General features: G+C 66.6%; 24 protein-coding genes and 1 riboswitch. Of the genes, 14 read left to right on the top strand and 10 right to left on the bottom strand.

The window, feature by feature from the left end:
- Window positions 1-6: 6 nt before the first annotated feature.
- Window positions 7-1014 carry a DNA topoisomerase IB gene (locus ACOQOU_RS05910; RefSeq protein WP_306025105.1) on the bottom strand — a complete coding sequence of 336 codons (1008 nt, stop codon included), beginning with the start codon at window positions 1012-1014 and terminating at the stop codon, window positions 7-9.
- Window positions 1001-1222 (bottom strand): DUF2945 domain-containing protein, encoded by a 222-nt coding sequence (locus tag ACOQOU_RS05905; protein ID WP_109767583.1) that lies wholly within the window; start codon window positions 1220-1222, stop codon window positions 1001-1003. Before ACOQOU_RS05905 ends, ACOQOU_RS05910 begins: the two co-directional genes overlap by 14 nt.
- Window positions 1223-1485: 263 nt before the next feature.
- Here ACOQOU_RS05905 and ACOQOU_RS05900 point away from each other — a divergent pair, with 263 nt between their 5' ends.
- The 3 genes from ACOQOU_RS05900 to ACOQOU_RS05890 are packed head-to-tail and all read left to right on the top strand — an operon-like array spanning window position 1486 to window position 7026.
- The gene (locus ACOQOU_RS05900; RefSeq protein WP_120222786.1) at window positions 1486-2274 is read left to right on the top strand and encodes an ImuA family protein; all 789 of its coding nucleotides are present in this window, start codon (window positions 1486-1488) and stop codon (window positions 2272-2274) included.
- Window positions 2165-3730, top strand: a complete 1566-nt coding sequence (locus ACOQOU_RS05895) for a Y-family DNA polymerase (protein WP_306025106.1) — start codon at window positions 2165-2167, stop codon at window positions 3728-3730. Before ACOQOU_RS05900 ends, ACOQOU_RS05895 begins: the two co-directional genes overlap by 110 nt.
- Window positions 3727-7026 (top strand): error-prone DNA polymerase, encoded by a 3300-nt coding sequence (locus ACOQOU_RS05890; protein WP_306025107.1) that lies wholly within the window; start codon window positions 3727-3729, stop codon window positions 7024-7026. Before ACOQOU_RS05895 ends, ACOQOU_RS05890 begins: the two co-directional genes overlap by 4 nt.
- 97 nt (window positions 7027-7123) lie before the next feature.
- On the opposite strand, the gene ACOQOU_RS05885 is transcribed toward ACOQOU_RS05890, so the two are convergent.
- Complete coding sequence (locus ACOQOU_RS05885) at window positions 7124-8344, bottom strand: aminotransferase class V-fold PLP-dependent enzyme (RefSeq protein WP_306025108.1); 1221 nt, start codon at window positions 8342-8344, stop codon at window positions 7124-7126.
- Between the two features lie 71 nt (window positions 8345-8415).
- On the opposite strand from ACOQOU_RS05885, the gene ACOQOU_RS05880 reads away from it, so the two are divergent.
- Window positions 8416-9186 carry an IclR family transcriptional regulator gene (locus tag ACOQOU_RS05880; protein ID WP_109767506.1) on the top strand — a complete coding sequence of 257 codons (771 nt, stop codon included), beginning with the start codon at window positions 8416-8418 and terminating at the stop codon, window positions 9184-9186.
- A gap of 35 nt (window positions 9187-9221) precedes the next feature.
- Here the strand turns inward: ACOQOU_RS05880 and ACOQOU_RS05875 are convergent, their stop codons facing one another.
- The 7 genes from ACOQOU_RS05875 to ACOQOU_RS05845 all read right to left on the bottom strand — a co-directional run bounded on the left by ACOQOU_RS05875 (window position 9222) and on the right by ACOQOU_RS05845 (window position 16187).
- The gene (locus tag ACOQOU_RS05875) at window positions 9222-9716 is read right to left on the bottom strand and encodes a RidA family protein (protein ID WP_109767505.1); all 495 of its coding nucleotides are present in this window, start codon (window positions 9714-9716) and stop codon (window positions 9222-9224) included.
- The gene (locus ACOQOU_RS05870) at window positions 9713-10684 is read right to left on the bottom strand and encodes an ABC transporter ATP-binding protein (RefSeq protein ID WP_306025109.1); all 972 of its coding nucleotides are present in this window, start codon (window positions 10682-10684) and stop codon (window positions 9713-9715) included. Before ACOQOU_RS05870 ends, ACOQOU_RS05875 begins: the two co-directional genes overlap by 4 nt.
- On the bottom strand, window positions 10677-11678 hold the full coding sequence (locus ACOQOU_RS05865) for an ABC transporter ATP-binding protein (protein WP_306025110.1): 1002 nt from the start codon (window positions 11676-11678) through the stop codon (window positions 10677-10679). Before ACOQOU_RS05865 ends, ACOQOU_RS05870 begins: the two co-directional genes overlap by 8 nt.
- A complete protein-coding gene (locus ACOQOU_RS05860) occupies window positions 11675-12811 on the bottom strand; it encodes an amidohydrolase/deacetylase family metallohydrolase (RefSeq protein WP_306025111.1) in 1137 nt (378 codons plus the stop codon). The genes ACOQOU_RS05865 and ACOQOU_RS05860 overlap by 4 nt, the downstream gene beginning before the upstream one ends.
- A gap of 1 nt (window position 12812) precedes the next feature.
- Complete coding sequence (locus tag ACOQOU_RS05855; protein WP_109767501.1) at window positions 12813-13670, bottom strand: ABC transporter permease; 858 nt, start codon at window positions 13668-13670, stop codon at window positions 12813-12815.
- A 3-nt stretch (window positions 13671-13673) separates the two neighbouring features.
- The gene (locus tag ACOQOU_RS05850; protein ID WP_306025112.1) at window positions 13674-14615 is read right to left on the bottom strand and encodes an ABC transporter permease; all 942 of its coding nucleotides are present in this window, start codon (window positions 14613-14615) and stop codon (window positions 13674-13676) included.
- A 66-nt stretch (window positions 14616-14681) separates the two neighbouring features.
- Window positions 14682-16187 (bottom strand): ABC transporter substrate-binding protein, encoded by a 1506-nt coding sequence (locus ACOQOU_RS05845; RefSeq protein ID WP_420578879.1) that lies wholly within the window; start codon window positions 16185-16187, stop codon window positions 14682-14684.
- A 546-nt stretch (window positions 16188-16733) separates the two neighbouring features.
- Here ACOQOU_RS05845 and ACOQOU_RS05840 point away from each other — a divergent pair.
- The 10 genes from ACOQOU_RS05840 to ACOQOU_RS05795 all read left to right on the top strand — a co-directional run bounded on the left by ACOQOU_RS05840 (window position 16734) and on the right by ACOQOU_RS05795 (window position 25056).
- A complete protein-coding gene (locus ACOQOU_RS05840; RefSeq protein WP_306025114.1) occupies window positions 16734-17189 on the top strand; it encodes a hypothetical protein in 456 nt (151 codons plus the stop codon).
- On the top strand, window positions 17186-17899 hold the full coding sequence (locus tag ACOQOU_RS05835) for a MotA/TolQ/ExbB proton channel family protein (protein ID WP_109767497.1): 714 nt from the start codon (window positions 17186-17188) through the stop codon (window positions 17897-17899). Before ACOQOU_RS05840 ends, ACOQOU_RS05835 begins: the two co-directional genes overlap by 4 nt.
- Window positions 17889-18275 carry an ExbD/TolR family protein gene (locus ACOQOU_RS05830; RefSeq protein WP_109767496.1) on the top strand — a complete coding sequence of 129 codons (387 nt, stop codon included), beginning with the start codon at window positions 17889-17891 and terminating at the stop codon, window positions 18273-18275. Before ACOQOU_RS05835 ends, ACOQOU_RS05830 begins: the two co-directional genes overlap by 11 nt.
- A 12-nt stretch (window positions 18276-18287) precedes the next feature.
- Window positions 18288-18701, top strand: a complete 414-nt coding sequence (locus ACOQOU_RS05825; protein WP_109767495.1) for an ExbD/TolR family protein — start codon at window positions 18288-18290, stop codon at window positions 18699-18701.
- Window positions 18698-19633 carry a TonB family protein gene (locus ACOQOU_RS05820; protein WP_306025115.1) on the top strand — a complete coding sequence of 312 codons (936 nt, stop codon included), beginning with the start codon at window positions 18698-18700 and terminating at the stop codon, window positions 19631-19633. Before ACOQOU_RS05825 ends, ACOQOU_RS05820 begins: the two co-directional genes overlap by 4 nt.
- A gap of 101 nt (window positions 19634-19734) precedes the next feature.
- Complete coding sequence (locus tag ACOQOU_RS05815) at window positions 19735-20049, top strand: antibiotic biosynthesis monooxygenase family protein (RefSeq protein ID WP_306025116.1); 315 nt, start codon at window positions 19735-19737, stop codon at window positions 20047-20049.
- A 72-nt stretch (window positions 20050-20121) separates the two neighbouring features.
- Window positions 20122-20326: riboswitch (cobalamin riboswitch) on the top strand.
- A 174-nt stretch (window positions 20327-20500) separates the two neighbouring features.
- A complete protein-coding gene (locus ACOQOU_RS05810) occupies window positions 20501-22411 on the top strand; it encodes a TonB-dependent receptor plug domain-containing protein (protein WP_306025117.1) in 1911 nt (636 codons plus the stop codon).
- 2 nt (window positions 22412-22413) lie between these two features.
- Complete coding sequence (locus ACOQOU_RS05805) at window positions 22414-23262, top strand: ABC transporter substrate-binding protein (protein ID WP_306025118.1); 849 nt, start codon at window positions 22414-22416, stop codon at window positions 23260-23262.
- Window positions 23255-24256: a FecCD family ABC transporter permease gene (locus ACOQOU_RS05800; RefSeq protein ID WP_306025119.1), complete on the top strand. Its 1002-nt coding sequence runs from the start codon at window positions 23255-23257 to the stop codon at window positions 24254-24256. Before ACOQOU_RS05805 ends, ACOQOU_RS05800 begins: the two co-directional genes overlap by 8 nt.
- A complete protein-coding gene (locus ACOQOU_RS05795) occupies window positions 24253-25056 on the top strand; it encodes an ABC transporter ATP-binding protein (RefSeq protein WP_306025120.1) in 804 nt (267 codons plus the stop codon). The genes ACOQOU_RS05800 and ACOQOU_RS05795 overlap by 4 nt, the downstream gene beginning before the upstream one ends.
- The last annotated feature ends 18 nt before the right edge of the window (window positions 25057-25074 follow it).

The raw sequence follows: 25074 nt of genomic DNA, 5'->3' as shown, positions 1-25074 counted from the left end.
GGCCTGTCAGGCCGCCTCTCGCAGACAGGCGAGCAGCGCAGCCTCGCCCCGGCGCAGGCCGTCGCGCGTGTCGTCGCCCAGAGCATCCAGCCGCGTCGCGCGTTCGTCGTCTGACAGTTCGGCGAGCGCGATGATCGCCGGATGGATGTAGCTCGTTCGCGCGATGGACGGCGTGTTGTTCAGCCGTTCGGCCGCCGCTTCGCTCATGATCCGGATGGTCAGCGGTTCGGGTTTCGTGGCGGCCATGAAGGCGGCATGGGTGCCGTGCCAGGTGCGCAAGCTCTTGGCGGTGGTGCCATCGCCGCAGATGCGCGCAAGCACGTCGCCCAGATGCTCCGAGCGGACAATGCGCGGCGTGCCGTCGTCGGCGAGCCATGTGACCAGTTCGCTGCCGGGCAGGTCGCGGCTGCGCTGAAGGACGCGCTGCAATTGCGCGCCGACCACCGTCTGGTGCACGCGCTTGCCGCCCTTGGCGACGAAGTCGAGATGCACACGCGTGCCGTCGAACCGGACATGCCGGTTGCGCAGCGTCGTTGCGCCGAAGCTGCCATTGTCGGCGGTGTAGCCGGGATCGCCGACGCGCAGGGCGCCGCGGTCGATCAGCGCCAGGACAGCGGCGACCGCCGTTTCAAGGTCGCCGACCTCGCCGGTCAGGCGGTCGCTGATCCAGCGGCGCAGCGCGGGCAGGGTTGCTCCGAACGTCGCCAGTTGGTCGAACTTGCCGTCGGAGCGGGCTTTGGTCCAGTCGGGATGATAGCGATATTGCTTGCGGCGGCGCGCGTCGCGGCCGGTCGCCTGCAGATGGCCGTTGGCGAGCGGCGACATCCAGACATCCTCATAGGCGGGCGGAACCGCGAGGGCCTTCAGGCGCGCCCGTTCGCGCGCGCAGTCGATCCGCGTGCCGTCGGCCGCCAGATAGGTGAAGCCGCGCCCGTGCCGCTTGCGGCGAATGCCGGGCCTGCTGTCGGGATAATAGACGAGGCCGGGCGGCGGCGCGTCGTCAGCCGTCGGCATGGTCGAGTTCGCTGCCCGATTTGAGCACCTGGTCGCCATCGTCCTGTTCGATCAGGAACGCCGGATCCTCGTCGCCGGCATTTCGTGTGACCTCGGTGCCTTTCAGCGTCCGCGTCACCTTGTCGGTGAACCGTTCGGTCACGGAGCCTTTGGCCGTGCCGTCGCCCCAGGACCATGTGACCGTGTCGCCGACCTTGATGTCCGCCATGAGTGTGCTCCCGAATGCTGCGTCAGGCCGCCAACGAACAAGAAGCCGGTCCGGTTCCGGCGCGATTGTCGCAGGGTGTCCGGCGTCCAATCGGCGTGCTCTGAATTGATGGAGGCATGGTCCGGACCATCTCCGTCCGGCACCGGGCATCCGTGTACGGACGGGCTGGCCGGATGTCCGAGCATCGACGATCCGCCTTGTGAATTGACTCTGGCGAAGGGTTGTCATGTAATAAGAACAAAAAGTGAACATTGTGGATTTTCATGCAACCGACACTGATCGAATTGCAGCGTCAGATCACGGCCCTGGCGCCCATGCAGAAGCCGACGGACCAGCAAGGCTTTGTGACGCTGGGGGCGGAAAGGGCCGACGCGGCGCTGGGCAGCGCGCTGGCGCGCGGCGCCCTGCACGAAATGTTTGCGGCGCAAGCGGCGGATGCGGCGGCGCTGACGGGTTTTTGCGCCGGCCTGGCGCAATGCATTTCAGGCGATGCGGGCAGGATCGTCTGGATCCGCCAGGGTTTTTCGGAAACCGAGGCCGGCCCTTTGTTCATGCCGGGGCTCGCGGCGCTGGGGCTCGATCCGGCCCATATCATCCATGTGCGGGCGCGGCGGCCCGAGGACGGGTTGCGCGCCGCACTGGAGGCGGTGCGCTGCGCGGCGCTGGGCGCGGTCCTGATCGAACTCTGGGGCATGCCCAGGAGCCTCGATCTGACGGCGACGCGCCGGCTTGCGCTTGCCGCCGAAGCATCGGGCACGACGCCGCTCCTCATGCGGCTGGCCGCCGAGCCGGGTCCGAGCGTTGCGCAGACACGCTGGCAGGTTGCGGCGGCGCCGTCCCGTGCGCTGGCCGCCAATGCGCCGGGCAGGCCGGCCTTCGACATCACCTTGTTGCGCAACCGCGCCGGCGCATCCGGCCAGCGCTGGCATCTGGAGTGGGATCATGAACGAAAGCGTTTCCGGCATGCCGCGACGGTATCTGGCAGTGTGGCTGCCGTTCCTGACAAGCGACCGGTTCCGGCGCCAGTCGAACGGCTCGCACGCACAGGCTGACGCGTGCCTGTGCTTCACCGAAAAGCACAACAATGCGCTGCGCGTCGTCCGCGTCGATCCAAAAGCCATGGCGATGGGCCTGACGCCGGGGCTCACCCTGGCCGATGCGCGGGCGCGGGTGCCGCAGCTTGCCGCCGTCGAAATGGACCATGCGGCCGATGCGGCGTGGCTCGAACGGATCGCCGATTTCTGCGACCGCTACACGCCGATGACGGCACTCGATGCGCCCGACGGGCTGGTTCTGGACATCACCGGCTGCGCCCATCTGTTCGGCGGCGAAAAGGGCTTGCTCGACGATCTCGTCGCGCGCCTGTCGCACGGGACAACGCAGGTGCGCACGGCCCTTGCCGGCACGCCGCAGGCGGCGCGTGCGCTGGCGCGCTTCGGCCAGCCACATGTGATCGTCGCACCGGGCGGGGAGGCCGCGGCCGTCGCGTCATTGCCCGTGGCCGCGCTCGAGGCGGGCGCCGAGACCATGACGGCATTGCTGCGCGCCGGGCTGAAGACGGTCGGCGATCTGGCATGCCGGCCGCACAAGCCGCTGGTCGCGCGTTTCGGCGCGGCGCTGGCGGCACGCCTCGTCAGGCTTCAGGGCGGCGAGAACATTGCGATCGCGCCGCGCCGGCCTGTGCCGGTCTGCAGCGCCGAGCGCCGCTTCGCCGAACCGCTGACACAGACAGGCGATGTGCTGGCGACGCTCGAAGCGCTCGCGGGCCACGCCGCCGACAGTCTGGAAAAGCGCGGGCATGGCGGGCGGCGCTTCGATGCGGCGCTGTTCCGTACCGATGGCACGGTCAGCCGGCTGACGATCGAGACGGCGCGACCGGTCCGGGCGCCCGAGGTCGTCACGCGGCTTTTCCGGGAACGGATCGACACGCTCGGCGATCCCCTCGATCCCGGCTACGGCTATGATTTGATCCGGCTGTCGGTACCGGTGTCGGCGGCTCTGGAAACGGCCCAGCACACGCTGGACGGCCGTCAGGTCGAGGATGAGGACGTAACGGCGCTGATCGACCGGCTGAGCACCCGGTTCGGCCGGCATGCGGTGACGCAGTTTGTTCCCGCCGAAACCCATATCCCCGAAGAGGCCGTGCGTGCCATGCCTGCCGGGCATGCGGCCGCCCAAGCCACGCACTGGCAAATGGCTCCGGCCGATGCGCGTCCCATGCGTCCGGTGCATCTGTTCGCCCAGCCCCAGCCGATCGAGGCGCTGGCCGAGATCCCGGACGGGCCGCCGCTCAGGTTCCGTTGGCGGCGCGTGCTGCACGAGATCGCGCGCGCCGAAGGGCCGGAGCGGATCGCGCCAGAATGGTGGCGCGGCGACGAAGGCAGCCGGACGCGCGATTATTATTGCGTCGAGGACAGCCATGGCCGCCGCTTCTGGATTTTCCGTCACGGTCTTTACGAGGAATTGCCGCACCATCCCCGCTGGTTCATGCACGGGCTGTTCGCATGAACCGATATGCGGAACTGGCGGTATCGACCAATTTCTCGTTTTTGCGGGGCGCGTCGCATCCGGGCGATTTCGTGATGCGCGCGCTCGAACTGGGCCTTGCGGGCATCGGCATCGCCGACCGCAACACGGTGGCCGGCGTCGTGCGCGGCCACAGCACCTACAGGGAGGCGTGCAAGGCATGGCGGGACGTGCATGGCGAGGATGCGCAATTGCCGCTGCGCTATGTGGTGGGCGCGCGGCTGGTCTTCGCCGATGATACGCCCGACATCATCGCCTATCCGGAAAACCGTGCCGGATGGGGCCGGCTGTGCCGGCTTCTGACGCTCGGCAAGCGCCGTGCCGAAAAGGGCGGCTGCCTGATCCACGAGGCCGATCTTCTGCGCCATTGCGGCGACCTTCTTTTGATCGTCATGCCGCCCGACCGCACCGATGATCTGGTTCGACGCCTCTCAAGGATTTCCGCGCACGCGCCCGGCGCGGTCTGGCTGGCCGCATCCATGGCCTGTCGCGGCGACGATCGCAGGCGGCTTTTGTGTCTCAAGGCGATCGCCGACCGGAGCGGCATCCCGCTGATCGCGGTGGGCGATGCGCTCTATCACGATCCGGGTCAGCGCCCGCTGCAGGATGTCGTCACCTGCATCCGCGAGGGCTGTACGCTGGACAATGCCGGCTATCGGCTGCAGGCCAATGCCGAACGCCATCTGAAGACACCGGACGAAGTGGCCCGGCTGTTCCGCGATGTGCCCGAGGCGGTTGCAGAGACGGTCGATTTTCTGGCGCGCATCGATTTCTCGCTCGACCAGCTGACCTACCAGTATCCCGAAGAGCCGATCCCGCCCGGCAAATCGCCGCAGCAATGGCTCGAGGAACTGGTCTGGCGGCGCGCGCCCTTTTGCTATCCGGACGGCATACCGGACAAGGTCGCCGGCCTGCTCGAACAGGAGCTGGCGCTGATCGCCGAGCTCGATTACGCGCAATATTTCCTGACCATCCATGACATTGTGCGCTTTGCCGACGATCAGGGCATTTTGTGCCAGGGGCGCGGCTCGGCGGCCAATTCGGCGGTCTGCTACGTGCTCGGCATCACCGCGGTCGATCCGGCCGAGCATGATCTCCTGTTTGCCCGTTTCATCTCGTCCGAGCGCAAGGAACCGCCCGACATCGATGTCGATTTCGAGCATGAGCGGCGCGAGGAGGTGATCCAGCACATCTATCAGCGTTATGGCCGCGAGCGGGCGGGCATTGCCGCCACCGTCATCAGCTACCGGCCGCGCAGCGCCATTCGCGAGGTGGGCAAGGCGCTGGGCCTGACCGAGGATGTGACGGCGCGCCTTGCAAGCACGATCTGGGGCAGCTGGGGCACCGAGATCGCCAAGAAGCATGTGCGCGAAGCCGGCATTGATCCGGACAATCCCGTCATCGGGCGCGCCATCGATCTTGCCACGCAACTGCTCGGCTTTCCGCGGCACCTGTCCCAGCATGTGGGCGGGTTCGTCCTGACGCGCGACCGGCTCGACGACATCGTGCCGATCGGCAATGCGGCCATGGACGAGCGCACCTTTATCGAATGGGACAAGGACGATATCGACGCACTCGGCCTGATGAAGGTCGACGTGCTGGGCCTGGGCATGCTGACCTGCATCCGCAAATGCATGGACCTGATGCGTGATCATTGCGGCCGGGATCTTTCCCTCGCCGATTTTCCGCCCGATGACCAGGATGTCTACGCCATGCTGCAAAGGGGCGAGTCCATCGGCGTCTTCCAGGTGGAAAGCCGGGCGCAGATCAACATGCTGCCGCGGCTGAAGCCGAAAGAGTTCTACGATCTCGTCATTCAGGTGGCGATCGTGCGGCCCGGCCCGATCCAGGGCGACATGGTCCATCCCTATCTGCGCCGCCGCAATGGCGAGGAAGACGTCGTCTATCCCGCGCCGTCTCCGGAGCACGGCCCGCCCGATGAGTTGCGCAAGGTGCTCGACCGGACCAAGGGCGTGCCGCTGTTCCAGGAGCAGGCGATGAAGATCGCCATGGTCGCGGCGCGCTTTTCGCCCGAAGAGGCCAATGGGCTGCGCCGGGCCATGGCCACCTTCCGCCATGTCGGCACGATCCAGAATTTCGAGGATCTGATGGTCGAGCGGATGGTGGAGCGCGGCTATGAGCGCGAGTTCGCCGAACGCTGCTTCAACCAGATCAAGGGGTTCGGCGAATATGGCTTTCCCGAAAGCCATGCCGCTTCGTTCGCCAAGCTCGTCTACATCTCGTCATGGATCAAGCATCACGAGCCGGCGGTGTTCGCCTGCGGCCTGCTCAACGCCCAGCCCATGGGCTTTTACGCGCCGGCCCAGATCGTGCGCGACGCGCAGGAGAACGGCGTCGAGGTGCGCGCCGCCGACATCAATCGCAGCCAATGGGACAACACGCTCGAAAGGGCGCAAGACGGCGTGCTGGCGCTGCGGCTCGGCTTTCGCCAGATCGACGGGTTCCACGAGGACTGGGCCGACCGGATCGCCGCCGTGCGCGGCGCGGGTTTCGACAGCGCCGAAATGGTCTGGCGGCGCGCACGGCTCGAAAAGCGGGCGCTGAAAATCCTCGCCGATGCCGATGCGTTCCGCTCGATCGGGCTCGACCGCCGCGATGCGCTGTGGGCGGTGCGGCGGCTACCGGACGATGTGCCGCTGCCGCTGTTCGAGGCGGCGCGGCGCGACGAACTGTCCGCCGAGCCGGACGCCGCCCTGCCTGCGATGAAGCTGGCCGAACATGTGGTGGCCGATTACCAGACCACCCGGCTTTCCCTGAAAAGCCATCCGATGGCGCTGCTCAGGCCGGTCTTTGCGGCCGACAGGATCCTGTCATCGCAGCAGGTCGCAGACATGCCGGACGGCAAATGGATCAGGACCGCCGGCGTCGTGCTGATCCGGCAGCGGCCGGGCAAGGGCAATGCCATCTTCATGACGCTCGAGGACGAGACCGGCATCGTCAACGTGCTGGTCTGGGCGCGCCGGTTCGAGCGTTTCCGCCGGGCCATCATGGGCGCCAAGCTGGCGGTCGCGTGCGGTCATGTCCAAAAGAGCAAGGAAGGCGTCATCCATCTGATCGCCACATCCATTCTGGACCGCACCCTTGAACTCAACAGGCTGTCGGATGCGCATACGCCGACCATCGCGCTTTCGCCTGCCGACGAGGTGATCCGCCCGCAATTTGCCAGGGGCGACAGCGTCAAGGGCGGCCCGGCGCCCGGCCGCGACCGTCATCCGCGCGATGTGCGCATCATCCCCAAGAGCCGGGACTTCCATTAAGGCGGATGGCTCGCGCCACATGGCCCAAAGGCCCGCCTGCAAGCCGACGCGGCCGCCGGCCGGCCATCTTGCGCCAGTCATTGTCGCGCAATCGCCGCTATTCGGCCGGCCAGTTCAAGTAACCGTCGACGCCGCCATTGCGCGCCGCATCGAAATCGCCGGGCCGGGCTTCCCATTGCGCGGCACGTGCAAAAACATCGGTCAGCGCGGCGGCCACCTGTTCGGCCTGGCCGAGCTTCAGATTGCACGGATCGAGCTGGAAGTAACCCAGTTCGACCTCGTGATTGCGGACGACGATCGCCGGGTTCCGTTCGGCGAGCACGCGTGCCAGCGTCGCCGCGCTCGCGCCGAGCCGCCTCGCGTCGATCTCCACCTGAAGCCGGTCCAGCGGATTGCCGGTCGGATCGGGGACGATCTTCGGATCGACGCCGTCGAAACCGGTGAGCGTCGAATGCCACAGGTCGAGCGCGGCGCGCTCGCCGGCGCGGATGCCGGCATGATCGCGCGTCTGCCATGCCTCCAGGGCTGCGATCGCGCCGGCAATGCTCTCCTTGCCAATCTTCATGCCGCGTCCGATGCCGATGTTCTGAAGATAGGCGGCGCGGACAAGATCGCGGCGGCCGGCGATGATGCCCGAGGTCGGCCCGCCCAGAAACTTGTGGCCCGAATAGACCGCCATGTCGGCGCCGGCCGCCAGAAAGCCGCGCAGGTCGTATTCGGACGCCGCATCGACGATCACCGGCACGCCCCTGGCCGCGCAGATCCGGACAAAAGGCTCGAGCGGCATCTGGCCGTAGTGGACGACGTGATGGGAGACCACATAGACCGCCGCCGCCGTCTTCTCGGTCAAAGCGCCCTCGAGCTGATGATCCATGACCAGCGTCGACTGGCCGACCGGGCAGACGGTGGCGCCGGCCAGTTCGATGGCCTGCGAGACCGGCGCGCCATAGCCGCACATGTGCCCCAGCTGGATGACGACCTCGTTCTTTTCTCCCGGACGCTTCGGCAGCGCCTCGGCGCGCGCCGGATCGACCCCCGTCATGCATGCGGCGACCGACAGGGTGATGCCGGCGCTGGCCGATGCGGTCATGCAGCCGGCCTCCGCGCCGGTCGCCATAGCGATGGTGCGGCTGGCGCGCGCCTGCAACTGGTGCATGTTGACGAAATGGGCCATGATTTCGGCGGTCGCGTCGCGCACGGGCTTGCCGGCGATCGAGGCACCGAGCGCGGTCATCGTCCCGGACACGTTGATCACGGGGGTGAGGCCGCGGCTTGTGTAGAAGGCCCGATCGGGGGCCTGCGCAGTCGGTGTCGTCATGTCGCGTGCCTTGTGCTTTGGGAACGGTTTCCATAATAGTGGAAGAAAAAGCGAAGCCGGAGCAACAGCCCATGTCCGACGAAAAACGCAAGCGCACCAGCGGCATCGACCGTGCGCTTCAGGTGATGGATATTCTGACCGAACGCCAGGAGCCCATGAGCGCCTACGATCTGGCGAAGTCGGCCGGCGCGCCCGCCTCGACCATCTACCGGATCGTCGACGAACTGGTCGAACGGGACGTGCTGTCCCGGTCGGACGAAAGCCGGGTCTGGCTCGGGCCGCGACTGATGCGCTACGGGCTTGTCTATCGCGCCCGCATGGACATGTTTGCCGAGGCCAAGCGCGAAATGCAGCGCCTGTCGCAGGCGACGGGGGAGACGGTCCAGATCTGCGCCCGCGACGAGGGCATGATGGTCGTCATCGGCATGGCCGAAGGCGAGGGCCATTTCCGCGTCGCCTCCAATGTCGGCACCCGCGTGCCGCTGAACTGGACCGCGTCCGGCCGCCTGCTGCTGGGCCACCTGCCCGACGATGAACGGCGCGCGGCCTTTGCCGATTGTGCCAAGCCCTCCCACACGGGCACGGCGGAAACCGATCCGGACAAGCTGGCCGCACAATCGCGCGCCGACTTCGTCAACCGGCTTTCGATCCAGATGAGCAGCTCGGAGTTTTCGGTCGCCTGCATCGCCGCGCCGATCCGCGATGAAACCGGTGCCTGCACGGCGACGATCTCGGTCGTCCTGTCGGAGCGTCAGGCGCGGGCACGGGGCGCCGAACTGGCGCATGCCGTCCAGGACGCGGCCCTTGCCGTGGAGCGCGCGCTGGGCCAGAAGGCGGCCTGAGGGCGCCGCGCCGAAAACGTCAGGCTGGGAAGAGGTCAACCCCATTCCGGTCGCACCGCGAAGATCGCGTCGATCTCCACGGTGATCTTGTTGGGCAATGACGCAACGCCGTAGGATGTGCGCGCATGCACGCCGTCGGCACCGAAGACCGCATGCAGCAGTTCCGAAGCGCCGTCGATGACGAACGGATGCCGTTCGAAATCCGGCGTGGCGTTGACAAGGCCGACCAGCTTGACGACGGCGCCGACACCGTCGAGCCCGCCCAGCTTGTCGTTGACGACGGCCAGAAGGTTCAGCGTCACCAGTTCGGCATGCGCGCGCGCCTCTTCGGCCGATACGTCGAGACCGACCTTGCCGTGTGCGAGCGAACCGTCCTCGCGCACCGGTCCCTGGCCGGAAACAAAAAGCAGATCGCCATGGCGCCGGGCATTGTCGAACGCGCCCACCGGCGCGGGCGCCCGCACCGGCAATGCGTGGCCGAGCATGGCAAGCCGCGTCTGGGGCGTTTCAATGAGCCGGGTCTGGGTCATGCAAGCTCCTCTATTCTCTTGCAGAAGGCGGTATGGTTGGCCGAGACGGCAAGGGCGCCGGGCTCGCCCCGTGCGCAGGTCTCCAGCGCGTGCGCGCATCGTGTGCGGAAGACGCAGCCCGATGGCGGCGACAGCGGACTGGGAATGTCGCCGGCCAGTATCTCGCGGTTCGCCTGTCGTTCGGGGTCCGGAATGGGAATGGCCGACAGCAGCGCGCGTGTGTATGGGTGTGCGGGGGCGCGATAGACCGGTCCGGCATCGCCGATTTCGACGGCGCGGCCCAGATACATGACCACGATCTTGTCGCACAGATATTCCACCACCGACAGATCGTGCGCGATGAACAGCATCGTCAGATTGCGCTTGTCGCGGATTTCGAGAAGCAGGTTGAGCACCTGGGCCTGGATCGACACATCCAGCGCCGACACGCTTTCGTCGGCGACGATGAATTCCGGTTCCAGCGCGAGCGCACGCGCGATGCCGATCCGTTGGCGCTGGCCGCCGGAGAACTCGTGCGGATAGCGCGACATGTGATCGGGCTGCAGGCCCACTTCCGCCAAAAGGCCGGCGACCATGTCGCGCCGCTTGCGGCGATCGCCCAGCCCGTGCGCCCGCAGGCCCTCGCCGATGATCTCGTGCACGCGCATGCGCGGATTGAGCGAGGAGACGGGGTCCTGAAAGATGATCTGCATGCGGCGCCGCATGGCGCGCATGGCGCCGGCACCGAGCGTGTTCAGATCGGTGCCGTCGAAAAAGGTCTGTCCGTCCGACGGCTCGATCAGCCGGAGCAGGGCGCGGCCGAGCGTCGTCTTGCCCGAACCGGACTCGCCGACCAGCCCGGTGATCGAGCCGCGCGGAATGTCGAAGCTGACATCGCGCACCGCATGAACCGTGCCGCGCGGCGTCTCGAACCGCTTGGACAGGTTCCGGATGGAGATCAGCGGCGGTGCGGCGGCGGTCTCATGCATGGGCGGCGATCTCCGCTGTCTTGATGCAGCGCACCATGTGCCCCGCGCGGGCCTCGACCAGCGCGACCGGGACCTCGCAGCGCTGGCTTGCGTAGCGGCAGCGCGGGGAAAAGGCACAACCGGGCGGCATGGAATGCGGCGGCGGCACCGTGCCGGGGATCGGCACCAGCCGTTCGCCTTCTGGCCGGCCGGGCTGCGGGATCGAGCCCAGGAGACCTTGCGTATAGGGATGTGAAGGACGTGCGAAAAGCGGGCGGGTGGCCGATTGTTCAACGATCTCGCCCGAATACATCACGGCCACATCGTCGGCCATCTCGGCAACGACGCCCATGTCGTGGGTGATGAACAGGATGGACATGCCCAGTTCGCGCTGCAGCCGGCGCATCAAGTCCAGAATCTGTGCCTGGATGGTGACATCGAGCGCGGTGGTGGGCTCGTCGGCAATCAGAAGCGCCGGCTTGCAGATTATGGCGAGCGCGATCATCACGCGCTGGCGCATGCCGCCCGACAGTTCGTGCGGATAGTTGTCGATGCGTCGGGCGGCGGCCGGAATCTCCACCAGTTCGAGCATCTCCAGAACGCGCTTTCGCCGCTCGGCCGGGCCCGGATCGCCGTGCAGCTTCAGCATCTCTCCGATCTGGTCGCCGATGGTGAACAGCGGATTGAGCGAGGACATCGGCTCCTGGAAGATCATGGCGATTTCGGCGCCGCGCATGCGGCGCATCGCTTTTTCGGAAAGCCCCGCCAGATCGACCGCTTCGCCATCGCGGCCGCGATAGCGGACGGTGCCCCTGGCGATCCTGCCGGCGCGCGGCAACAGCCCCATGATGGCCAGCGACGTGACCGACTTGCCCGAGCCCGACTCGCCGACAAGGGCAAGCGTCTTGCCGGTGCCGAGCGAAAAGCTGACATCTCGGACCGCAGCGGTGCTGCTGCGCCGGCCGGCAAATTCGACGCGCAGATCGCTGACCTTGAGGATGGTGTCGCCGCTCATGCAGGGCTCTCCGCATCCGGCACACGGCGCGCCGCCGGCTCGACCGACGCGCCAAGGACGGTCCATCGCGGCTCGAAGACCCGATCGATGATCAGGTGATTGCCCTGGCTGTCGACGGCGTCGAGTTCGCCGTCGACGATGTCGAAGATCGTGAAGTCGGCCTTGTTTCCGGGCACCAGCCCGTCGCCGGCGGAAAGGCCCAGAAAGGCGCGCGGACTGGCGGCCACGGCGTCGATGCATGCCTCGAGGGGCAGGCCGATGGCCAGCATCTTCGACAGCGTCGTTGCCATGTCGTGCACCGGTCCGCCGATGTTGCGTAGATGCAGATCGGTCGAAATCGAAAACGGAAGAAAGCCGTCGGCGACGGCCCGCCGCGCGACGCCGAAGTCGAACGAGGCGACGCCATGGCCGATGTCCATCAGAACGCCGCGCCGGGCCAGATCCCTGGCCTTGGCATAGACCTGCGGTGTGTCGAGCACGGAACCGGCCTTCTTGCCGTTGAAGCAGTGGGTGACGATGTCGCCGGGGGTCAAGATGTCGAAAATCTCGTCGATCAGCGGCGGCGGCTCGCCGATATGGACCATGACGGGAAGGCCGGCGATCTCGGCGACGCGCTTTGCTATCCTGGCCGGCGTGATGCCCCATGTGCCGACGATGACGCCGCTGGCGCGCACCTTGATGCCGCAGATCACATCGCGGTTGGCCTCGATGACCTCGAGCGTCCGGTCGATGTCGATCGAGCGCATGTCGATCAGTTCGGAGACGCGGTTGCAGGCGACAAGCCCGATCGAGCCGATGTTCAGGAACGCCTTGATCGTCTCGGTATGCGGTTCGATGACATATTCGCGCAAGCCGTGGAAATTGGCTTCGCCCGCCGAGCCCGCATCGGCCATGGCGGTGACGCCCGTTGCGCGGCCGGCCTGGCTGGCCCGCACGGAGATATCGGTCCCGCCATGCCAGACATGGACGTGAAGATCGGTCCATCCCGGCGACAGGCGGGCACCCTTGCAATCGATCGTTTCGGCGCCGGGCAGCGCATCGCGGACGATCGTGCCATCGTCGGATATCGCGATCGTTCGGGGCGCGGTGCCGTCAAAGCCGACGGCCTCGAAATTGGTCAGGGTAAGCGCCATTTCAGAGTTCCTTTGCGATCCGGGGATCGAGCGCATCGCGCAGGCCATCGCCGATCAGTTGCAGGCACAGGACCGAGACGGAAATCGCAATGCCGGGAAAGAAGATCAGGAAAGCGGCCTGGTCGATATATTGCCGCCCCTCATTGATCATGGTGCCCCATGTCGGGGTCGAGGGATCGACACCGACGCCCAGGAAGGACAGGCCGGCTTCGGCCAGCATCGCATAGGCGAAGATGAAGGTCGCCTGGACGATGATCGGCGAGACGATGTTGCGCAGCACATGGTTGATCATGATGAAGCCGGTGGAACTGCCGAGCGCCTGCGCGGCCTCGACAAAGGGCAACTCCCGGATGACCAGGGTCGATGCGCGGACGATGCGCGCGATCCGCGGCGCATAGACGATCGAAAGGGCGATGATGACGTTGATCATCGATCCGCCCAGAATCGCCACCAGCGCGATCGCCAGCAGAATGTCGGGAAACGCCATCATCGCATCGACGATGCGCGAGACCGGACCGTCCAGCCGCCGGAAGAAGCCGGCGACCAGCCCGAAGACGATGCCGACGACCGAGGCGACAAGCGCCACGCCGCAGCCGATCGTCAGCGAGACCTGGCCGGCATAGAGAAGGCGCGACAGGACATCGCGGCCGAACGCGTCGGCGCCGAGCCAGTAGTCGCCGCCGGGCGCGGCCAGCCGGTTGCGCACACTCATCGCGGACGGGTCGGCCGGCGCGATCAGCGGTGCCAGGATCACGGCGGCGAGGATGACAAGAAACACGATCAGCGAGACGAGCACGGCGCGCCGCGCAAACAGCGCTTCGAGGAAACCGGGTTCGTCGGCAAGCGCGGATGCGGACATCGATCAGTACCTCACCCGCTTGTCGACGAGCAGATAGAGCAGGTCGGTCAGAAGATTGATGAACACATAGAGCGTCGCCACGACGATCAGTGTGCCCTGGATGACCGGATAGTCGCGCCGCAGCACGGCGCTGACCACCAGATTGCCCATTCCGGGAATGTTGAACACACGTTCGGTGACGACCGCGCCGGATACCAGAAGGGCGAATGTCAGACCGATGACGGTGATGATCGGTATGGCCGCGTTCTTGAGCGCGTGCCGCAGAACGACGCGCCATTCCGTCATGCCCTTGGACCGGGCCGTGCGCACATAGTCCTCGCCCAGAACGTCGAGCATGGAGGCACGCGTGAAGCGCAGGATCAGCGCGGAATTGACGATCCCCAGAACGATCGACGGCAGCACGAGATGGCCCATGCGGACCCAGAAGTCGGCATCGGGGCCGCCATAGCCGGCCGCCGGAAACCAGCCCAGTTCGGTCGCCAGATAACGCTGGAACATCAGGCCGGTCCAGAAGCTGGGCACCGAGGCGGCGAGCATGGCCGTCGAAATGGCGGTCTGGTCCAGCCAGGACCCGCGCCGGTAGGCGGCATAAATGCCGATAGGCACGGCGATGATCAGCGCGATGATCAGCGAGAAAAGCGCCAGATAGACAGTGGGCTCCGCACGGGCGAGCAGCACCCGGGTGACCGGCTGGTTGAAGAAGATCGACGTGCCCAGATCGCCGCGCAAGGCGTTGCCGACAAAGCTCAGATACTGGATGGGGATCGGTTCGTTCAGACCCAGCCGCTCGCGCAGTTCGGCCGCTTCGGCCGGTGTCGCTTCGGGACCGAGCATGAGCGCCGCCGGATCGCCGGGCGCCAGCCGGACGATGACGAATGCGATGGTCAGGACCAGAAGGACGACCACCAGCATGCCGACTATGCGTTGAACGATGTACCGGGTCACTGCATCACACTCTGTAAGCTGCGGACCATCGAGGCCCGCAGCAGGCCGCCTCCCACGGATGCGATCCTATTGGGGTCTGGCGTTCCAGAAATAGGGCCAGGGCGAGGGATTGACGCCGGTCATGCCTGCACGCTGGCCCTGCAGCGCGTTGAAGCCGCCGATCTTGATGAAGCCGACATCCTCGAACACCGCCTTCTGGAGATCGGCGAACAGCGCCTCGCGCTCGGCCTGGTCGGTGGCCGTGGTGAAGGCCGCCAGCGTCGCCTCCTTGTCCGGCTCTGCCCAGCCCAGCCGCGAGGTGGCGGAATAGAGGCTGGTCAGAGCCGGCTCGGGGAGGAACGGCGAGTGGGTGATGTAGATGTCCCAGAGCGCCGGATCGTTGCGGCGCTGGCCGAGCGTTGCCCAGTCGACGACATCCATCTGAACGGCAAAGCCGGCCGCTTCGAGCGCCATCTTGGCAACCTCGGCCATCTTGAAGTGGAACTCGTACTGGCGCGAGGTCAGGATGCGCAGCGGGGTGCCTTCATAACCGGCGGCATCGAGCAGTTCGGCCGCCCGGGCCTGGTCGTTCTGGTTGTAGAGCTCGGTGCCGGCATCGTTGCGCCACGTCCATCCCTCCGGATACATGGGCGCGTCGACGATGAAGAAATTGTCGTCGCCGAAGGCGGCGAACATCATGTCGTCGTGGGGCAGGGCGGCCTGCAATGCCTTGCGCACATTGAGATCGGTCAGAAGCCCGTCCTTGTGGTTGATGGCGAAAATCGGCCAGCCGAACGGGCGCAGCAGAACCGGTTCTGCCGCCTCGCTTTCGGCGATGCGGGCATAGGATTCGGCGGGCAGGCCGTCGGCGAAGTCATACTGGCCGGACAGGAGACCCTCCACGCGCGTGTTCGGATCGGGCACGGGGATGAAACGGATCTCGTCGGCGAGCTGCAGACGCCCGCCGGCCGGGCCGTTCGGCTCTTCGTCGCGCGCTTGATATGCCTCGAACCGCCCCAGTTGCAGATACTGATCCGGCACATGTTCGATGATCTTGTAGGGGCCGGTGCCCACGATGGCGCTGAGCGCTTCGCCCAGCACCTCTTCGGGGTAGATCGCGGCGGCCGAGTTGGAGAAGGCGAGCAGCGACAGAAGCGGCGAGTAGGGCTCCGTCATCCGGATTTCGACGGTGTTGGCGTCGACCGCCTCGATGGCCTCGATGCGGTCGGCGACGGCCTTTCCGCGCGAGGCCATTTCGGTCCAGCGCTGCAGCGATGCGACCACGTCGGCCGAATCCATCGACGAGCCGTCATGGAAGGTGATGCCCTGGCGCAATGCGATCCGGTACGTCCGGCCGTCGTCGGAGATTTCGGGAAGATCGACCGCCAGAAGCGGCGCGACGTTCCAGTTGGCGTCGAACGTGTAGAGCGTTTCGACGAAATGCTGGGTGACGATCGAGACCACATCCTTGGTCGACAGCATCGGGTCCAGCGTGTCCGCTTCGCCGATGATTGCCACGTCCAGCGTGTTGTCGGCCCAGGCGGGCACGGAATAAGCGGACAGTCCGATAGCGATTGCCGCCGCCGAAGTCATCCAAGTGCGCGAAATCGACATTCTAGAACTCCCTTATAATGGAATATATTTCGCAATTACGAATGATGTTGTATTCCCTTTTGGATGTCAAGGGCGGCCGCCGCGGGCTTGCGGCACGAGGTCGTGCCACGAATCCCGCCGGGCGCCGGTCTCATGGCCGGGCCTCGACTCCGCGACGATGCGGTTCGGCGCATTGGTGCAGAACGAATTCATCTGTGCGGACCCGCTGACCATCATCGGCGGATTGGGCGCGGACAGGCGCAAGCCGGCACCGGCGGGCACGGCGCTCTTCCGGCCCGGTGTGGTCACGCCGCGCCGCGTACTTCCGCAACCGGCCGCCGACATCGATCGCATCCGACGAGGCGCTTCTGACGATCGGTGGCAAGATACCGGAGCACAGTGTCCGCTTTTCGGCTTCGAAGTCGTCAGCCTCGTTGATAACGGTGCCGGCGAAAGGTACCAAGAAAACCTGCGGACGGCGGGACCCGTCAAGGGCCGGACCTTCAAACGTCGGTCGCAAGAACACTCACTTTCTGGGAGAGACAGATGCTGGCCCCGGCGATGCGCAACGCCCTCTCGATGAAGCTGATCCTCCTGCACGCGTTCGCGCTCGCGGCGACGGGTCCGGTGTCGGCCGAAGGGCAGACGCCGGTCCGGTCCCTTGCGATCGAGATCAACAAGGCCGAGCAGCTCGAAGCGACATGCCGGCTGGTCTTCATGACGCATAACGGGCTGGGGGCCGATCTGGCGGAACTGTCGCTGGAGACCGTCCTGTTCGACACCGAAGGCGGTGTCGACCGGTTCACCCTGTTCGACTTTCGCGAGGTGCCGGCCGGCAAGATGCGGGTGCGGCAGTTCGATCTGCCCGACACGCAATGTTCCGATATCGGCAAGGTGCTGATCAACGGGGCATCGGCATGCAAGGGCGAAGGGCTGACCGGCGGCGAGTGCATCGAACACCTCGACGCAACCAGCCGCATCGGCATGGAGATTGCGGGATGATTTTCGGCCTTGCCAACCCGATCGACCGCGCCGCCGGTCTGATCGCTCTGGGCGGCCCGGTGGTCGCACTTTTGCTGGTCCTGTCGGTGATCGCGCTGGCCATCGTGATCTACAAGATGGCGCAATATGTGCGGCGGGGCACGGGCACCGACCGGCATGTGGACGAGGCGGTACGCCTGTGGCGGGCCGGCGATCGGGCGGCGGCGCGATCACATCTTGCCGATCGGAAGACGGCGCTCGCCGAACTGGTCCGCGAGGCGATGGGCCAGGCCGGGCAGACCGGCGGCCATGTTGCGCGAAGCGATCTCGAGGATCATTTCGCGATCGTCGCGGCGCGGCAGTTGCAGCGGTTGCAGAGCGGCTTCCGTGCGCTGGAATCGATTGCCCAGATCGCGCCACTGATCGGCCTGTTCGGCACCGTCCTGGGGATGATCGAGGCGTTCCGGCAATTGCAGGGCGCGGGCAATGCGGTCGATCCGTCGCTTCTGGCCGGCGGCATCTGGGTGGCCCTGCTGACGACCGCCGTCGGCCTTGCGGTGGCGATGCCGACGGCGATCTGCCTGAGCTTTTTCGAAAGCCGGGTCGCGCGCCACCGACTGGCCATCGAGGAGGCGCTGACGGCCGTCTTCAACCCGGTTCGGACCGGTTCTGCCGCAGCCGAACGGGCCGGCGAGCGGCCGATCGGGGCCAGTGCCGCCAATGCGCATTGAGGCGGGTGCATATGGCCGCGTGCGGCGCATCTCGCTGACGTCGCTGATCGACGTCATCTTCCTGCTGCTGCTCTTTTTCATGCTGACGGCGACCTTTTCGCGGTTCGCCGATGTCGAGCTGTCGACCGGCGGAGGGGCGTCGCAGCTTGCCGACCAGACGCCGGTCTTTCTGCAATTGCATGCAGACGGGCTGTCACTGAATGCCGAGCCGCTGGACGTGTCACAGCTGGGCGAGCGGCTCCTTGTGCTGCGCGAAGCGGGACGCGCCGATGTCGTCATCCTGTCGGTCCGCGACGGGGCGACATCGCAGCAACTGGTCGATGTGATCGCGGCGGTGGGCGCTTCGGGCGGCCCGCCGCTGCAGATCGTGCGTTGAGGGCCGATTGCGATGCGCATTGAGGCGACAGACCATCACGATGCGGCGGGCCGGCGGTCCGAGCCGGCCATCGCGCTGATCAACATCGTCTTCCTGATGCTGATCTTCTTTCTTGTCGCCGCGCAGGTCGCGCCGCCGCTGGATGGCGATGTCGCTCTCGTCTCGACGCGCGATCTCGACAGCCGCGAACCGCCGGACGCGCTGGTGATCGCTGCCGACGGGCAACTGTCCTATCGCGGTGCGACACTGACGCCGGCGCAGTATGTGGCGCTCAAGCGAGTGGGTGCGCCGGCGCTCGCAGAATTACGTCTGGTGCCCGACCGCTATCTGTCCGCAACGCGGCTGATCGAAATCGGCGATGAACTCAGGGCGCTCGGGGTCGAACGCGTCTTCATCGTCACCGAGCGGAGCCTGGCGGGGCCATGAGCGGGCGCGGGCTTGCCTTTGCCGGCGCGGCCATGCTTGCGCTCACCGCCTCGGTCGGGGTTCACCTTGGCGGCGCATCCATCGATACGTCGACGCAACCGGAAATCGAGGCCGGCGGCGAGGTCATCCAAGCCGCCGCGCTGGGCTCGGGCTTCGAATCACTGGTCGCGGCGGGCAACCGGCTGAGCCCGGTGGATGCGGAAACCGAGGCCATTGCGCCCACGGACAATGCCAGCGCCGGACCGGCGCCGGCGAGCACCCGATCGGTCGTCGCGCCGGTTTCGCCGCCCAGCGATTCGGCCGAACCGTTGCCGGTGGCGCAAGCGCCCGAAATCGCCGCCGTGGCACCGGTGGAGACGAGCGATGTGGTCGAGGCGCGGCCGGACGAACCGGTCCTGCCGGTCCCGCTGGCCCGTCCGTTCCGGCAGATCGATGTGGATCGCGCGCGGGCCGAGGAGCAGCGGCGTGCCGCCCGTGCCGCCGAACGCCAGCGCCAGGCGGAGCGGCAACGGCGTGCCGAGCAGCAGCGTGCGACGCGCCAGCAGGCGCGCGGCACAGAGCAGGGGCGGGCCGATCGCAACGCGCGGGCCGGACGCGCCGACGGGCCGACGCAGGGCCGTAGCGCCAATACAAGCCAGGGCAATCAGCCGGCGCGGGAGGCCGGCAATGCGGCGGCTTCGAACTATCCCGGCAAGGTGTACGCCAAGATACGCCGCACCCGGCAGCGTGCCGCCGGCGGGAGCGGAACGGTGCGCGTCAGCTTCTCGATCGGAGGCGGCGGCGGGCTTGCCGGCGTCTCCGTCGCCGCCAGTTCCGGCTCGGCCGCCATCGACCGCGCGGCCGTCGATCACATCCGACGGGCCGCGCCGTTTCCGGCGCCGCCGCCCGGCGCGCAGCGACGCTTCGTCATCCCGATCGAGATACGCCGGTGATCGGGCCGGGCCAGCCGGCGTTCGGTTCTTCACACGCCTGTCGCGCACGCATCTGCACAAACCGGAAGCCGCCATTCCAGAACCCCACAGGAGATCCAGCCATGTTCGTCGCGATGAACCGTTTCAAGATCAATGAAGGCCATGAGGCGGCTTTCGAGGAGGTCTGGCGCAACCGCGATTCGCGCCTCAAGCAGGTGCCCGGATTTCAGACCTTTCATCTGCTCAAGGGCGATTTCGACCAAGACAGCCGCACCACACTCTATGCGTCGCACACGATCTGGGGCAGCCGGGACGATTTCGTCGCCTGGACCAGATCCGACCATTTCCGCCAGGCCCACGCCAATGCCGGCGACACCAAGGGCATGTATGCGGGCCATCCGCAGTTCGAGGGCTTTGAGGCCGTACTCGAGGAATGAAGCCGCGCAGGCGCCAAGGCGGCAAAGCCTGTCTTTCCGGTTTCAGGATTGACTCTTGGCGCCCGCCACGTTTTGTTTCGCCCGCTTCAAGGTGCGACCCGACGGGTCGTTAAAAGGGAACATGGTGCGGCGTACCCGCAAGGGACCAAGACCATGGCTGCCCCCGCAACTGTAACCGTGGAGCCCGCCTGATCACGCCACTGTCCGCACGGATGGGAAGGCAAGGCGCGGCGCTGAAACGGAAGCCAGGAAACCTGCCTTGAACGGTCACCCAGCCGGGCCACGGGGTGTGGCAAGGCACGGTCTGTTCCGCAGAGGTGACATCGAAAGATGCGTCTTTGCGCGGAGCGTCCGTCGGGTGGCTTTCCTCCATCAGAATGGCCGGTCCGGCAAACGCCGGGTTCAAACACGTGGTCCTTGTGCGGGCCACACGGACATTTGGGGGACTACCTTGATCCGAACCATTCTTCTTGCCACAGCCGCCTGGGCGGCGTTGTCGCTGCCGCAGCCCGTTCATGCCCAAGAGGGCACTGACGATGGCGCGACGGTCCTGCCGACCCTTCTGATCACCGCCGGTCGGACGCCGGTCGAGCAGGAAGCGTCCGGGCGTGCCTTCACGGTGATTACCGGGGAAGAGCTCGAGCGCAGCCAGACACGCTATCTCGCAGACGCCCTGCGCCGGGTGCCCGGCTTTCATGTCTCGCGTGCCGGTTCGTTCGGCGCGCCGACCCAGGTGCGCGTGCGCGGCTCCGAGGGCAATCATGTGCTGGTTCTGATCGACGGCGTCGAAGTGTCGTCGGTCAGCCAGGGCGAGTTCGACTTTGGCGGCCTGCAGGTCGGCGATGTCGACCGCATCGAGGTGCTGCGCGGCCCGCAGAGCGCGCTTTACGGATCGGACGCGCTTGCCGGCGTCATCAACGTCATCACCAAAAGGGGGCCGCGCGACGGGTTCGAAGCGCTGCTTCAAAGCGAGACCGGAACCGATGGCACGTTTCTGGGCGGCGTCGCCGTGCGCGGCGGGACGGAGTGGTTCGATGCGGCCGTGTCCGCGCGGTTCCGTCGCACGGACGGGTTCAACCTTTCGGACTTCGGGACCGAGAAGGACGGTGACGAGAACCTGACACTGACCGGGCGCTTCACGCTCGACGTCAACGACAATCTGGTGATCGACGCCAATGGCCGCATGGTCGACCGGTTCGTCGAGACCGACCGACAGGATTTCGCCTTTCCCGCAACGCCGACGCAAGGGCTCGTCATCGACAGCGACGACACGTCGGATGTGCAGGAGCTTTCCGGCGCGATCGGCGCCACATGGACCTCGCTCGATGGTGCGTGGACGCACGGCGCCCGGTTTTCGGGGAGCGGCGACGAGCGCGACAGCGCACGCGGCGGTGTCGTTACCTCGACCAACAAGGGCAATCGCCTGAAGGCGGAGGTTCAGTCGAGCTATATGTTCGAAACGCCTGCGCTGCTCGATGCCGTCCATACGGTCACCGGCGCTTATGAATGGGAGCAGGAGCGGTTCTGGCAGACCGCGACGCAGGAGCGCGTGACGCAATCCTTCGTCGCCGAATATCGCGGCGAGTTCGCCGGCCAATTCTATCTGAACGCCGCCGTGCGCCACGACATGAACGACCCGTTCAAGGATGCGACGACCTACAGCGTGGCCGGCGCCTGGGCCGTGCCTGGCACCGGCACGCGCCTTCACGCCTCGGTCGGAACCGGCGTCAAGAACCCGACCTTCTTCGAGCAGTTCGGCTTCGTGCCGGGCAGCTTCCGGGGAAATCCCGATTTGCGGCCCGAGGAAAGCCTTGGCTGGGATGTCGGCATCGAGCAAAGCCTCTGGGACGGGCTGGTCGTCGTCGACGTCACATGGTTCGACCAAAATCTGGAAAACGAGATCCAGGGCTTCGGGCAGACGGTGCGCAACCTCAACGGGACATCGCACAGGCAGGGCGTCGAATTGTCCGCGACGGCCGAACTGTTCGACGGTTTTTCGACGACGGCGATGTACACCTATACCGACGCCACAGACCCCAACGGCATGCGTGAGGTGCGCCGGCCGATGCACAGCGCATCGCTTTCGGCGGCCTACACGTTTTATCAAGGTCGGGCGCAGCTTTTCGGCGAAGTCATCTACAATGGGGCGATGGACGATCTGGAATTCATCAATGCGACGCCGCAGACCCGCGTGACGCTGACCGACTATGTGCTGGTCAATATCGGCGGGAGCTTCAAGGTCAACGAGACGGTGGAGGTTTACGGCCGCGTCGAGAACCTGTTGGACGAGCGCTATGAGGAGGTGTTCGGCTACAACACGCAGGGACGTGCCGCCTTTGCCGGCGTCAAGGCGCGGTTCTGACCATGTGGCGGGCGTCGCGATCGCTGTTGCTCGGCGCCATGGTGTGGCTCGGTGGGGCATTGGCCGTGCCGGCCGCAGAGCCGCCGGCGCGTGTCGTGTCGATGAACGTGTGCACCGACCAGCTTGCCATGCTGGTCGCCAGGCCGGGCCAGCTTCATTCGGTGTCATGGCTGGCCGCCGATCCCGCCATGTCGGTTCTGGCCAACGAGGCTGAAGGGCTGCGGCTCAATCGCGGCCTGGCCGAGGAGATCTTCCTGATGAAGCCCGATCTCGTCATCGCCGGTACGTTCTCCACACGTGCCACAGTGACGTTGCTTCAGCGTCTCGGCTTCCGGGTCGAGCAGTTCGCGCCGGTTGCCTCCCTTGCGGACATTCGTGCCAACATCGTCCGCATGGGGGACCTGCTCGGCAATCCGTCGCGTGCCGGAGCGCTGGTCGCGCGTTTCGATGCGGATCTCGCTGCGCTAAGGGCCTCTCCGCCAAGCGACCAGATGCTCGCGCTCTATTTTGCCAACAGCTATACGTCCGGCGGCGGAACGCTGGCCGACGCCGTTGTCGAAGCCTCCGGGCTGAAAAATCTGGGCCGGGAGATGGGCTATGAGGGCACGGTGAAGCTGCCGCTGGAAATGCTCGTCAACGCCGAGCCCGAACTGGTCGCCGGCGGCGGGCGCGATTTCGGCCGGCCGGCGCGGGCACAGGAAGCGTTCCGTCACCCGGCCTATCGCGCCGTTGCCGGCGCCGGGCGCGGCATCGTCATGGACAGCACATACTGGCTCTGTGGCACACCCCTGACACTGGAAGCGGCACGGCGCCTGGCTGCCCATGCCGACCTTGCCGCGGCCGATGAGTGAGAGGACGCGCTTTCATCTCCTGATCGGCGTTTTGGCGCTTGTCGTCCTTTTGCTGTTCGGCCTGTCGCTTTTGACCGGTCCCGCGGCGACCGGCTTTTTCGATGCGTTCGCCGGCCTTTTTTCAGACGATCGCGGACCACTCGCCCTGATCATGCAGGAAATCCGGCTGCCGCGGGCGATTCTGGCGGCGGCGATCGGCGCGACGCTGGGCCTTTCGGGCGCGGCGCTGCAGGGCTATCTGCGCAATCCGCTCGCTGAACCCGGTTTGCTCGGCATCAGCGCTTCGGCTTCGCTTGGCGCGGTTCTGGCGCTCTATACGGGCTTTGCCGCCGCGTTTCCGCTCGGTCTGCCGCTTGCCGCGCTTGCCGGCGCGGTGGTCGCTGTGCTCATCGTGCAGGCGCTGGCGGGCCTGTCGGGCAACGTGCTGACGATCATCCTGGCAGGTGTCGCCGTCTCCAGCTTTGCCGGCGCGATGACGTCGCTGGCGCTCAATTTGTCGCCCAATCCCTTCGCTGCGCTCGAGATCGTCTTCTGGATGCTGGGCTCGCTCAACGACCGGTCGATGACCCATGTCTGGCTGTCGCTGCCCGTCATGATGGTGGGCTGGGCGATGCTGGCCGCGCTGGCCCGACCGCTCGACGTTCTGACGCTCGGTGAACAGGCGGCCCAATCCATGGGTGTCGACATGGGCCGCGTGCGTTTTCTGGCGGTGTTCGGAACGGCGGCGTCGGTCGGTGCAGCGACCGCCGTTGCAGGCGCAATCGGCTTTGTCGGCCTGATCGTGCCGCACGTCCTGCGCCCGCTGGTCGGCGCGCGGCCCTCGCGCCTGTTGCCGGCGAGCGCGCTGGGCGGCGCGGCGCTGCTGCTGGCCGCCGACATTGCAGTGCGGATCGTCGCGCCGGCCCGGGACCTGAAGATCGGCGTCCTGACCGCGCTGATCGGCGCGCCGTTCTTTCTCTGGCTCGTCTTCCGCTACCGGAGGACATTGGTATGAGCCTTCTTGCGGTCCGGGACCTTTCGGTGGCTCTCGGCAAGCGAGCCGTGCTGAACGGGATCGATCTGACCGTCGAGCCGGGCGAATGCGTCGGCCTGATCGGGCCCAACGGCGCGGGCAAGTCGACCTTTCTCAAAGCCATCCTCGGGCAGGCCCCGGGTGCGGGAGACATAAGGCTTGGCGATGCTGAAAGCCGGTCCATGAGCGCTCTCGAACGGGCGCGGATCGCCGCCTATCTGCCGCAGGAACGCGAGGTGCACTGGCCGGTGAGCGTCGAAGTGCTTGTCGGGCTGGGCCGGGCCTTTGGCCGAAGCGCCGTGGCGGCGCCGTCGGCGAAGGACCAGGCCCTGATCGAGGCGGCGATGGAACGCATGGCCGTGACCGCGCTGCGCCACCGCCGCGCGACCGAATTGTCCGGCGGCGAACGGGCGCGGGTGCTGATCGCGCGGGCGCTGGCGCAGGACACGCCGCTGCTGCTTGCGGACGAGCCGACCGCCGGGCTCGATCCGTCGCACCAGATCGCGCTGATGGCGACGTTTTCCGATCTGGCGCGCGAAGGGCGCAGCGTCGTCGCCTGTCTTCACGAGATTTCCTTGGCGGCGCGCTGGTGCGATCGTATCGTCGTTCTCAACGAGGGCCGGATCGTCGCCGACGGACCGCCGGCCACGGTGTTGACCGATGAGTTGATGCGGACGGTCTATGGCGTCGAAATCCACCGGGCCGACAGCGCGCAGGGTCTGGTCGTGCTGCCGACGGCACTTTCGGAAACCGAATCCAACGACAGACCGGACGGAGCATGAGCGCGCCGCGCCGCGCGT

Origin of the sequence: Oceaniradius stylonematis (genome assembly GCF_965223445.1) — a bacterium.
Lineage (GTDB): Bacteria > Pseudomonadota > Alphaproteobacteria > Rhizobiales > Rhizobiaceae > Roseitalea > Roseitalea stylonematis.
Note: the sequence above shows the minus strand (reverse complement) of the source record. Positions and strands in the feature narration are given on the sequence as shown.